This window comes from Streptomyces alkaliterrae, assembly GCF_007097205.2.
GTDB lineage: Bacteria > Actinomycetota > Actinomycetes > Streptomycetales > Streptomycetaceae > Streptomyces > Streptomyces alkaliterrae.
Window position 1 is genome coordinate 1 of the sequence record NZ_VJYK02000178.1, and the last position, 11,614, is coordinate 11,614.

General features: G+C 74.8%; 8 protein-coding genes. 2 read left to right on the forward strand and 6 right to left on the reverse strand.

Annotation, left to right across the window (positions count from 1 at the left end):
• The coding region (locus tag FNX44_RS16950; protein WP_228449952.1) for a cell division protein PerM at positions 1-1,500 on the reverse strand (1,500 nt) is incomplete at its 3' end.
• A gap of 176 nt (positions 1,501-1,676) precedes the next feature.
• Here FNX44_RS16950 and FNX44_RS16955 point away from each other — a divergent pair.
• Positions 1,677-2,882 (forward strand): RNA polymerase sigma factor, encoded by a 1,206-nt coding sequence (locus FNX44_RS16955; protein WP_143649108.1) that lies wholly within the window; start codon positions 1,677-1,679, stop codon positions 2,880-2,882.
• 102 nt (positions 2,883-2,984) lie between these two features.
• Here FNX44_RS16955 and sucD read toward each other — a convergent pair whose 3' ends face one another.
• The 5 genes from sucD to FNX44_RS16980 form a co-directional block, all read right to left on the reverse strand.
• Entirely contained in the window at positions 2,985-3,869 is an 885-nt protein-coding gene (gene sucD, locus FNX44_RS16960; protein ID WP_143649109.1) for a succinate--CoA ligase subunit alpha, read from the reverse strand.
• Between the two features lie 42 nt (positions 3,870-3,911).
• A complete protein-coding gene (sucC, locus tag FNX44_RS16965) occupies positions 3,912-5,084 on the reverse strand; it encodes an ADP-forming succinate--CoA ligase subunit beta (RefSeq protein ID WP_143649110.1) in 1,173 nt (390 codons plus the stop codon).
• Positions 5,085-5,279: 195 nt separating this feature from the next.
• Positions 5,280-6,590: a VWA domain-containing protein gene (locus tag FNX44_RS16970; protein ID WP_143649111.1), complete on the reverse strand. Its 1,311-nt coding sequence runs from the start codon at positions 6,588-6,590 to the stop codon at positions 5,280-5,282.
• Positions 6,587-9,133 (reverse strand): DUF5682 family protein, encoded by a 2,547-nt coding sequence (locus FNX44_RS16975; protein ID WP_228449951.1) that lies wholly within the window; start codon positions 9,131-9,133, stop codon positions 6,587-6,589. Before FNX44_RS16975 ends, FNX44_RS16970 begins: the two co-directional genes overlap by 4 nt.
• Positions 9,112-10,212, reverse strand: coding sequence for an ATP-binding protein (locus FNX44_RS16980; RefSeq protein ID WP_143649112.1), 1,101 nt, complete (start codon positions 10,210-10,212; stop codon positions 9,112-9,114). Before FNX44_RS16980 ends, FNX44_RS16975 begins: the two co-directional genes overlap by 22 nt.
• Positions 10,213-10,459: 247 nt before the next feature.
• Here FNX44_RS16980 and FNX44_RS16985 point away from each other — a divergent pair.
• Positions 10,460-11,614, forward strand: a 1,155-nt coding sequence (locus FNX44_RS16985; RefSeq protein WP_143649113.1) for an SWIM zinc finger family protein, incomplete at its 3' end; no start/stop codon positions are given.

The window sequence follows — 11,614 nt, forward strand, 5'->3', positions numbered from 1 at the left end:
GGGAGGCACCGCCTCGGGGCCGCCGTCGCGGTCCGGAGTGAGCGGGCGGTCCGCGGTGTCGAGGGAGGGGACCAGGCCCCCGGAGGCCTTCTTCAGTGCCGCCCAGCGGCTGTGGCGGGTTCCCGTGGAGTGCCAGTCGTCGGCCGGTGCGGTCTTCGCCGCCGCGCGGCGGCGACCGCCGCCGCCCAGGACGCGTCGGCGCGCGGCGGCGAGCTTCCGGCGCCCTGAGACGAGACGTGTGGCGGCGCGGGCGCGGGCGCGGCGCGCGCCGATCGCGACGGCGAGCAGCGGGTGCGGCTCGCGAAGCCGCCACCAGCGCGCCACGAGCGCGCCCGGCACCGCCACGGCGGCCGTCCAGCCGGCCGCCGCCGCGCCGGTCAGCCACCAGGTCGGCCCGAACTCGGCCAGTGCGCCCGTGCCCAGCGGCCCCCCGGCGAACGCCGCGAGCAGCGCCATCGCCAGGCCGCAGCAGCAACCGGCGAGCGCCGAGGCGCCGCTGGTCCGCGCGGCGGACTCGGAGCCGTGCCGGTCACCGAGCACCGGGACCGCCGCTCGGGCGGTGAACCGCCCGGCGACCAGGCCGCCGGCCAGCGGCACGGCGGCGGCGAACCCCCACGCGTACGAGCCGGCGGGCCCTTCGGCCGGTACGGCCGCCAGCAGCGGGAAGTGCGGCAGCTGCGGCAGCCCGTCGGCGGCGAGCGGCCCGACGGCGCTGCCCGCGCCGAGCGTGAAGCCCGGGCCCAGCCCGTAGGCGGCGCCCCAGACCGCCGCGTTGGGCGCCAGGGCCAGGCACAGGGCGAGTACCGCCATCCGGCCGGACCAGGCGGCGGTGAGCTGCGTGTAGTCCTCGGCGGCGACGTGCCAGTGCCACACCAGCGAGCCCGCGACGAGCAGCGCGCCGACCGCGCACAGCGCACCCGCCGCGGCCAGCCCGGCACGCACGGCGTCGAACAGTCGTCGCTCCGGCAGCGCGGCGGGCAGCCTCAGCGTGCCGTCCGCCGGGAGCGGGCGGCCGCGCGCCGACCAGACGCCGGCGCCCACGGTCGCGGCGGTCACCGCAGGCATGACCAGCGTGGCGCTGAGCGGCGCCACCCGCAGCGGGCCGCCGACGGTGAACAGCGCGGCCCCCACGGCGACCAGCAGATAACCCGCGCCGAGCCACAGCACGATCCGCCAGGCCCGCCCGTCGGCGGCCCGGGCCACCCGGTAGAGCAGGAACAGCGGGAGCGCGGTGAGCAGTATCGGCGTGACGCCCATCGGCGCCGTGCCGCCGCCCAGCGTCTCGGCGCGGACCAGCGCCACCCCGTGGGCGAGCAGCCACACGCCGGCGGCGATGCGCAACGCCTCGTCAGGTCCGCCGTGCGGGTGGGGACTGGCGATCCACAGCACGAGGACGAGCATCGCCACGGCGGCGACGCCGAGACAGGCCGCCAGCGCGCCCTCCGCCAGCCAGTTCACGATTCTCGCCGGACCGTCACGTCCGACGGCGCGCTGCGTCATTTGGCTCACACGGACATGCTGCCAACAACACCCGTTTCACACCCGTAGCGCGCGAAAGCTCGCTGTGTCGCGGAATATTCATCTATGCACCTATTCGCACGGGTTGCCGTGGGGCGCCGTCCGAAGCCGGAGGGAGCCGCAGCCGCCCGGGCCGCCGGCGAGTACGAGGGGCGAAGATGACGTTCGACGAGCGGACGGACGAACGCGCCGCGGTGGCGGACAAGCCCGCACGTCCGAAAAAACCCACCGGGGAACGCAAGTCGCGCAAGGCACGGAAGGCCGCGGCACGGTCCGCGGCCGACTCCCGGAAGGGCGGGAAGAGCACCGGACACGGCGTCGAACGCAACGCCGAACACGCCGTGCCGACCGGGAAGGGCAGAAAACACCCGAAGGGTGACGGCCCGCCAGAGGACCGGCCGCGGCTCGGTGTTCTCAACCGTCCCTCGCCCGTCTGGGCCAGGGACGAGGAGGACGCCGAGCGGCACGCCGCCACCCGGGTGGACGGCGAGAGTCCGGCGCCGGAGGACGCCGCCGCGCCTGACGCCGCCGCTTCCTGCAAGGACGACACTTCCCAGGAGGCCGATACCGACGCGGGCCCGGGTTCCGCCGAGGGCCCGGGTTCCGCCGAGGGGCCGGCCGCCGCCGACGGCGCGGAGACGCCGTCCGCCGGTTGCCCGGCGGCCGCCGCCTTCGACCGGCTGCACACCGCGCACGCGGCACCGCTCACCCGTCAGACGTTCCTGCTCACCGGCAACGGCGAGGTCGCGCGCTGGGCGGTGGAGCGTGCGTTCCACACCGCGTGGGAGCGCTGGCCGGAGGTCGCCAGGGACCCGGACCCGGTCGGCTGGGTGCGGGCCGAGGCCCACGAGAACGCGCTCACCCCCTGGCTGCGGCTGTGGCCGAAGCACCACTCCCCCGACCCATATGCCGGGCCGGTGGAGCTGCGGCCGTTCGCCGAGGCGTTCTGGGCGCTGCCACGCGACTACCGCAGGGCGCTGCTGCTGCACGACGGGCTCGGGCTGGCCCTCGCGGAGATCGCGGCGGAGACCGAGGCGAGCACCCCGGCGACCGCGGGTCGGCTGCTGCACGCCCGGGAGGCACTGGCCGAGGCGGTCCGGGAGGTCGGCGAGAGCGCGCCGGAGGAACGCGGGCCGGTCGTCCACGACCTGCTGGAGAGGGTCGCCGCCGCACACGACGTCACGCCGCGCTCCTCGAAGGCCGTGCGGAGCAGCAGCGACCTCGCCACGCTGGGGCGGACACTGGCGGTCTGCGTCGCGACCACGGCGCTCATCGTGACCACGTCGTTCACGATCGCCACCCACAAGACCGGGGACCTCGTCCCGACCGGCCTGGCCGGCACCGTCGAACGACTCACCCGCTGACCCCGCCCGACGGACGACGGAACGGCGGTGGCCCGCCTCCCTCCGGCCGGAACCAGGAGGGGAGGCGGGCCACCGCCGTCTGTCGGAAGCCCTGGGCGGACGTCAGCCGTTCAGGATCTCGCGGGCCAGCAGAGCCGTCTCCGACGGCGTCTTGCCGACCTTCACACCGGCGGCCTCGAGGGCCTCCTTCTTCGCCTGGGCGGTGCCGGACGAACCGGAGACGATGGCGCCGGCGTGGCCCATGGTCTTGCCCTCGGGCGCGGTGAAGCCCGCGACGTAGCCGACGACCGGCTTGGTCACGTTGGCCTTGACGAAGTCGGCCGCGCGCTCCTCGGCGTCGCCGCCGATCTCGCCGATCATCACGATCAGGTCGGTGTCGGGGTCGTCCTGGAAGGCCTTCAGCGCGTCGATGTGGGTGGTGCCGATGATCGGGTCACCGCCGATGCCGACGCAGCTGGAGAAGCCGATGTCACGCAGCTCGTACATCATCTGGTACGTCAGCGTGCCGGACTTGGAGACCAGGCCGATGCGGCCCGGCTTCGTGATGTCCGCCGGGATGATGCCCGCGTTGGACTGGCCGGGGGTGATCAGACCCGGGCAGTTCGGACCGATGATCCGGGTCTTGTTGCCCTTCTTGCCCGCGTAGGACCAGAAGGCGGCGGTGTCGTGCACCGCGATGCCCTCGGTGATCACCACGGCGAGCGGGATCTCGGCGTCGATGGCCTCGATGACCGCGTCCTTGGTGAACTTCTCCGGGACGAAGATCACGGTGACGTCGGCGCCGGTGGCCTCGATGGCCTCCTTGACGCTGCCGAACACCGGCACCTCGGTGCCGTCGAAGTCGACCTTCTGACCGGCCTTGCGGGGGTTCACACCGCCCACGATGTTGGTACCGGAGGCCAGCATGCGCCGGGTGTGCTTCTGGCCCTCGGAGCCGGTCATCCCCTGGACGATGACCTTGCTTTCCTTGGTGAGGAAGATAGCCATTGTTGTCGGTTTCCTCGTCTGTCCTCTAGGTCGTCGTCTGGGTTACTTCGCGGCCAGCTCGGCGGCGCGGTCGGCGGCACCGTCCATGGTGTCGACCTGCTCCACGAGCGGGTGGTTGGCGTCGGTGAGGATCTTGCGACCCAGCTCCGCGTTGTTGCCGTCCAGACGGACCACCAGGGGCTTGGTGACCTGCTCGCCCTTGCTCTCGAGCAGCTCGAGCGCCTGGACGATGCCGTTGGCTACGGCGTCGCAGGCGGTGATGCCGCCGAAGACGTTCACGAAGACGGACTTGACCTCGGGGTCGCCCAGGATGATCTCCAGGCCGTTGGCCATGACCTCGGCCGAGGCACCGCCGCCGATGTCCAGGAAGTTGGCCGGCTTGACACCGGAGTGCTTCTCGCCGGCGTAGGCGACCACGTCCAGGGTGGACATGACCAGGCCCGCGCCGTTGCCGATGATGCCGACCTGGCCCTCGAGCTTGACGTAGTTCAGGCCCTTGGCCTTGGCCGCGGCCTCGAGCGGGTTGGCCGCCGCCTTGTCCTCCAGGGCAGCGTGGTCGGGCTGGCGGAACTCGGCGTTCGCGTCCAGCGAGACCTTGCCGTCCAGCGCGATGATCGTGCCGTCGGCGGTCTTCACCAGCGGGTTGACCTCGACGAGGAGGGCGTCCTCCTTGATGAAGACGTCCCACAGCTTCTGCAGCGCCGCCACGACCTGGTCCTTGACCTCGGCCGGGAACTTCGCCGCCTCGACGATCTCGCGGGCCTTCTCCTCGGAGACGCCGTCGATGGCGTCCACCGGGATCTTGGCGAGCGCCTCGGGCTTGGTGGCGGCGACCTCCTCGATGTCGACACCACCCTCCACGGAAGCCATCGCCAGGAAGGTGCGGTTGGTGCGGTCCAGCAGGAAGGAGACGTAGTACTCCTCCACGATGTCCGCGGTCTGGGCCAGCATCACCTTGTGGACCGTGTGGCCCTTGATGTCCATACCCAGGATCTGGCCGGCCTTCTCGACCGCGTCGGCCGGGTCGGAGGCCAGCTTCACGCCGCCGGCCTTGCCGCGGCCGCCGGTCTTCACCTGCGCCTTGACAACCGCGCGACCGCCGAGCCGCTCGGTCACCTCACGCGCCGCCTCGGGCGTGTCGATGACTTCACCGGCCAGCACCGGTACGTCATGCTTGGCGAAGAGGTCCCTCGCCTGGTACTCGAACAGGTCCACGCGCGTCCGTCCCTTAAATCAGTTGTCGCGGTCGTTGTGAGCGTGGGCGTGCCGCGTGGCCGCGTCGGCGTCGAAACGCGGCATGTCCGCCTCGCAGGGTAGCCCGGCCCCTGTGCCCTACATAAAATCCACGTCACACCGGCGCGGTGAGTCCCGTCACAGCGGGCCTCCTCGCCGGCCCCGTAGACGCGTGGTTCAGTCGGCCTTCGGCACGGGCAGCGGGCGGTTCTCCAGGGCCGCCGCCATCACCTCCGGAAAGTGGTCCGGCGTGCAGGCGAAGGCCGGCGCGCCCAACTCGGCGAGGGCCGCCGCGCGCTCCCGGTCGTAGCCGGGCGCGCCCTCGTCGGACAGCGCCAGCAGCGCCACGAACCGGACGCCCGACGCACGCATCGCCGCGACCCGCTTCTCCATCTCCCCCCGGATGCCGCCCTCGTAGAGGTCGCTGATGAGCACCACCACCGTCTCCGCGGGCCGGCTGATCCGCTGCTGGCAGTACGCCAGCGCCCGGTTGACGTCCGTACCGCCGCCGAGCCGGGTGCCGAACAGGACGTCCACCGGATCGTCCAGCCGCTCGGTCAGGTCCACCACGCTGGTGTCGAAGACGACCATCCGCGTGCGTATCGCGCGCATCGAAGCCAGCACCGCGCCGAACACCGACGCGTACACCACGGAGGCGGCCATCGAACCGGACTGGTCGACGCACAGCACGACCTCCTTCGGCACCGAGCGGGCCGCCCGGCCGTAGCCGACCAGCCGCTCCGGCACGACCGTGCCGTGCTCGGGCAGGTAGTGGCGCAGGTTCGCACGGATCGTGCGGTGCCAGTCGACGTCCCGGTGGCGGGGGCGGTGGGCCCGGGCCGAACGGTCCAGCGCGCCGGTGAGCGTGGCCCGGGTACGGGCGGCCAGCCGCTCCTCCAACTCGTCGACGACCTTCCGCACCACCCGCCGGGCGCTCTCCCGGCTGGACTCGGGCATCGCCCTGCCGAGCGTGAGGAGCGTGCCGACCAGGTGCACGTCCGCCTCGACCGCCTCCAGCATCTCCGGTTCGGCGAGCAGCGTCGCCAGCCCCAGCCGGTCGATCGCGTCCCGCTGCATCACCCGGACCACCGGCGTCGGGAAGTACGTCCGCACGTCACCCAGCCAGCGCGCCACCCTCGGTGCGCTGCCGCCGAGGCCCGCGCCGCGCTCCCCGCCGCCGTAGAGCGCGGCGAGGGCCCGGTCCATGGCGGCGTCCCGCTCCCCCAGCGACACACCCGTGCCGTCCCGCCCGGGCTCGGCAGGCCCGGACGCGGCGGCGCCGACGGTCCTGCCACTGCCCGGGCCGTCGGCGCCGCCGCCGCCGCAGGACGTGTCCCCCAGCACGAGCCGCCAGCGCCGCAGCCGCTCGGCGGCGGCCGCCGCGTTCGGCGCCGCATCGGTACGCGTCGCATCGGTACGCGTCGCATCGGTACGCGCCGCGTCGGTGCGCGTCGCCTGAGTCTCGGCCTCCTCCCCAGTACCGCTCATACCGCTCCCGTCCCTCCCGCGTTGGCTGAGTTGGCTGAGTTGGCTGTGTGTGCTGTGACCGCCCTGTCCCTTTCGGTGTTCGCCGTACCCGCCGCGGTGCGCGCGCTGCCGCGGGCTCCGGCCCGCGCGTCGTCCGGGTGGGCGTCGAGTATCAGCCGCAGCACCGGCAGCACGGCCGCCGCGCGGTGCTCGTCGAGCGCCGTGGAGTAGCCGGGCAGAACCGGCGCGAGGCCCTCGGCCTCCGGCTTCCGCGCAGCGCCACCCCGTCGGACCAGCTCCGCGAGGTTCCGCCGGACGCCGGGGTCGAACTCGGCGAACGTCCGCCGCAGAAGCGGCAGCACGGAGGCGAACGCCTCGCCCGGCACCTGGCGCAACCAGTCGTCCACCAGCGCCAGCAGCCGCTCGTCGTGCAGCAGGAGCAGCCCGCCACCCGACAGGAACCCCTCGACCCACGCGGCGGCGTCCGCCGGCTGGGCCCCACGCGAGAGTTCCCCGGCCATCAGCCGCTCGGCCGCCGCGCGGCTGAGCGCGCCGTCGTCCAGCAGCAGACGGGCGCCGCGCCCCCGGAGCAGCGGGGCGACACCGCCGCGCGTGGCGAGTGTGCGCAGCACCGCACGCCAACGGGCTGCCAACGGCTCGCCGCCAGGCGGGTCGTCAGGCCGGCCGACCGGCGTGTCCGACAGCATCGTGACGGCCTGTCGGACGGCGTCGAGGTGGCCGCACATCTCCGACGCGGCGTCGGCGTCCAGCCCCGCGCAGGCGGCCGGCAGCCCCACGCACACCCGCTCGGCCATGCCCTCCGCGACCCGGCGCAGCGCGCGGGAGTCCGTCGCGCGCACATCGCCGTAGCGGACCGCCCGGACCAACGCGGGCAGCGCCCCGGCGAGCTGCCCCACGTCGGCGGAGAGCGCCGCACGGTCGGCGAGGGCCCGCAGTACCTCCGGGAGGGCGTCGTCCAGACCGGCCAGCAACGCCCGCTCGGCGAGCGCCGTCACCTCCGGCAGCCGGCTGCTCTCGGCCGCCTCGGCGGCCAGCCGGGCCGACGCCGCCGAGATCACCGTCGTGCCCCAGACTCCGGCCTCGGCCAGCCGCACCGACAGCTCCGGCTCCCAGCGCAGCCGCCAGCTCTCCCGGAACGTCCCCGTGCTCCCGGCCCGCCCGGCGACCGGCTCGCCCCAGTCGACGCCGAGCACCCGCAGCCGGTGCAGCAGTCTGCTGCGGTTGTTGTCGGTCGGCTTGCGCAGATCGAGGTCGAGCAGCCGCTCGGCCGCCTCCGGCCGGAGCCGCAGCGAGCGCTGAAGCGCGGCCAGGTCCCGCTGGAGCGGGACCACCGGGGCGGACGCGGGCACCTCGCCCAGCTCGTCTCCGACGATCAGCCGCTCCCGGACGAGTGCGAGCGGCACCTCGGACCCCTCGCACATCACCGACCGCACCGCGTCCAGCGTCTCCGTCAGCCCGGCGAGCGGCCGTCCGCGCAGCGCCGCCAGCATCTCGGCCAGCCGGACGGCCTCGATCACGTGCGCGGAGGAGACCGGGTGGTCCTCCTCGCGCAGCAGCCGGGCCACCCGGGTCATCCAGCGCTCGACGGGCCGGTCGGGAGAGGCGAAGAGATGGCCGTACCAGCCGGGTGAGGCGACGCCCGCGCCGTAGCCGCCGCCCGGCCGCGGCTGGGAGCCGCCGCCGGGCCAGCGGGTGAGCCGGCGGTGCGTCCACGGCACCCAGGTGATCTCGGTGCGTACGCGCGGAAGGCCGCGGAGCCGCCGGCGGTCGTCCGTGACCCGGTGCCGGGCGCGTAGCGCGGGCACGTGCCAGGCGCCGCAGACGACGGCGACGGCGTCGTCCCCGAACTCGCGGCGCGCCTCGCGGAGCCGCAGCCGCATATGGGCCTCGCGTGCGGCCTCCCGGCGGTCCGGCGCGGCGTACGGCTCCCGGAGCGCCGTCATGGCCTCCTCCAGGACGTCGAACGCCGCCAGCGCGTCGGGCTTCGCGGACGGTCCGCCGCCGGGGCCGCCGCCCGGGCCGCCGCCGCGATGCTCGACGACGTCCTCCCACCACCGCTCCGGGTCGTCCTGCCCGGCGGCGTGCGCCAGCGCGGCGAGCGGATCCGAGCGCGGATCGGGCGACGACCGGCCGCCGCTCTCGTCGGCGGGCGGTTCGGCCGTGGGCGGCTCGTCGGCGGGCGGCTCGTCCGGTCGCTCCTGGAGGGCCAGGGTGTGTGCGGCGGGCAGGTCGACGAAGCGGACCGGTACGGCGTGCTCCAGCGCCCAGCGGATCGCCGCCCACTCCGGGGAGAACTCCGCCATCGGCCAGAACGCCGCCGTGCCCGGCCGCTCGACGGCGTGCGCGAGCAGCGCCACCGGGGGCCGCATCCCCGGGTCCGCCGCCAGCTCGACCACCGCGTCCGCCTCCGGCGGCCCCTCGACGAGCAGCACCTTCGGCCGGTGGGCCGCGAGGGCTGCCCGCACCGCGCGGGCGGAGCCCGGCCCGTGGTGCCGGACGCCGAGCAGCAGCGGCCCGGCCCTCACGCCGCCGCCTCCCGGCATGCCCGGTAGAAGTCCTTCCAGCCCTCCCGCTCACGGACGACGGTCTCCAGGTACTCCCGCCACACCACCGCGTCCGCCGCCGGATCGCGCACCACCGCGCCCACGACGCCCGCCGCCACGTCGTCGGCGCGCAGCACACCGTCCCCGAAGTGCGCGGAGAGCGCCAGCCCGCCCGTGACGACGGATATCAGCTCCGCCGTGGAGAGCGTTCCGGACGGGGACTTGAGCTTGGTGCGGCCGTCCTCGGTGGCGCCCTCCCGCAGTTCGCGGAAGACCGTGACGACCCGGCGTATCTCCGCGACGCCGTCCGGCAGCGGCGGCAGATCGAGCGAGCGGCCCAGCTGCTCGACCCGCCGCGCGACGATCTCCACCTCGGCCTCCGCCGAAGCCGGCAACGGCAGCACCACCGTGTTGAAGCGGCGGCGCAGGGCGCTGGAGAGCTCGTTCACCCCGCGGTCCCGGTCGTTCGCCGTGGCGACGAGGTTGAAGCCGCGTACGGCCTGGACCTCCTGCCCCAGCTCGGGCACCGGCAGCGTCTTCTCCGAGAGGATCGTGATGAGCGCGTCCTGCACGTCCGCCGGCATCCGGGTCAGTTCCTCGACCCGGGCGATCACTCCCTCCGACATGGCGCGCATCACCGGGCTCGGCACCAGCGCCTCGCGGCTTGGCCCCGACGTCAGCAACCGGGCGTAGTTCCAGCCGTAGCGCACGGCCTCCTCCGCCGTGCCCGCCGTGCCCTGGACGAGCAGCGTGGAGTCGCCGCTGACGGCCGCCGCCAGATGCTCGGACACCCACGTCTTGGCCGTCCCCGGCACACCGAGCAGCAGCAGGGCGCGGTCGGTGGCCAGCGTGCTCACCGCGACCTCGACGACGCGGCGCGGACCCACGTACTTGGGCGATATCACCGTGCCGTCCGGCAGCGTGCCGCCGAGGAGATAGCGCGACACCGCCCAGGGCGACATCCGCCAGCGCGGCGGACGCGGCCGGTCGTCGGCGGCCGCCAACGCCCGCAGTTCCTCGGCGAAGTCCTCCTCGGCATGTGGACGCAGCGCGGTCGGGGCGCTGTCGACAGTGGTCATGAGTCCCCCTCTGACGGCGGGTGTCACCGATGTGCGCGGGCCCGACTGACGGCCCGTTCGGGCTCGCGTTCGACCCCGTGACCCCACTGTGCACCCCACCACTGACAATCCGCTCCCACCTGCGGAAACACCGTCCGGCAGGAGCCTGCGCGGAACTGACGGCACGTCATCGCGCCGCCCCGACCGGGCTCCCGCCTCCACCCCGGTCCGGGCGGCGTTGTCAGTGCCGGCCGCTAGCTTCGACGACATGACGGGACAGCAGGTCCGCTGGACGGCGGAACGGCTCTTGGCGCTGGCTCCCGACGCCGCCTCGCGGCGGGCGGGTGAGGGCTTGGCGGCGGCCGACCACTGGTCGGACACCGGAGAGCAGGGGGAGACGCTGTGGGGGCTCTGCCAGGGCGGCGGCGGGAGGACGTATCGGACGGCGGTCGATCTGGCCGGACCGGCGTACCGGTGCGACTGCCCGAGCCGCAAGTCGCCCTGCAAGCACGCGTTGGGGCTGCTGCTGCTCAGCGCGGGAAGCGGTACTCCGGCGGCGGACGCGCGCCGACCGGAGTGGGTGGTGCGCTGGGCGGCCGACCGGCGGGCGCGTACCGACGCGCCGACGGCCCGCCAGGCCGGGCGCGCGCCGGCCGATCCCGAAGCCGCCCGCCGCCGCGCCGAACGGCGTGCGGCGCGGATCGCGGCAGGCGCCGAGGAGTTGGAGCAACGCCTGATCGACCTGATACGCGTCGGCCTGGCCGGCGCCGAGCGCGCGGACGGCGCGGGCTGGGAGGAGACGGCCGCGCGCATGGTCGACGCCCAGGCTCCCGGACTCGCTTCCCGGGTGCGGGAGTTGGCGGCCGTGCCCGCTTCCGGCCCCGGCTGGCCGGCGCGGCTGCTCGCGGAGTGCGCGTTGCTGCATCTCCTGGTCAGGGCGGCCGCACGGACGGGCTCACTGCCCGACCCGCTCGCGGCGACGGTCCGGGCGCGGCTGGGCGCCGGCACGGAGTCGAGCATGTTGCTCGCCGACGAGGAGGCCCTGGTCGGCGGCCGGTTCCTCGTCCTCGGGCGGCGGGAGGACCAGGAGGGCAGGCTCGCCGTGCGGCGGATATGGCTGCGTCGGCTCCGGTGCGGCCGTCCGGCCCTGCTGCTCTCGTACGGCGCCGGGGGGCGGCCGCCCGAACTCGACCTGCCGGTCGGCGCGGTGATGGACGCAGAGCTGGCCTACCACCCGGGAGGCGCCCCGCTGCGGGCCGCGCTGGGCCGCCGTTCGGCGGCGGCGCCGGGCCCGGTGCCGGAGGGCATCCGTCCGGCGGAGGCGCTGGCCGCCTACGGCGAGGCGGTCCGTCACGACCCGTGGCTGACGTCCTGGCCGGTGGTGCTGGCGGGGGTGGTGCCGATACCCGGCGAGGGTGGGGAG

Coding starts and splice junctions, on each gene's coding strand:
- FNX44_RS16955 (WP_143649108.1), top strand. CDS start 1,677: ATGACGTTCGACGAGCGGACGGACGAACGCGCCGCGGTGGCGGACAAG.
- sucD (WP_143649109.1), bottom strand. CDS start 3,869: ATGGCTATCTTCCTCACCAAGGAAAGCAAGGTCATCGTCCAGGGGATG.
- FNX44_RS16970 (WP_143649111.1), bottom strand. CDS start 6,590: ATGAGCGGTACTGGGGAGGAGGCCGAGACTCAGGCGACGCGCACCGAC.
- FNX44_RS16975 (WP_228449951.1), bottom strand. CDS start 9,133: ATGCCGGGAGGCGGCGGCGTGAGGGCCGGGCCGCTGCTGCTCGGCGTC.
- FNX44_RS16980 (WP_143649112.1), bottom strand. CDS start 10,212: ATGACCACTGTCGACAGCGCCCCGACCGCGCTGCGTCCACATGCCGAG.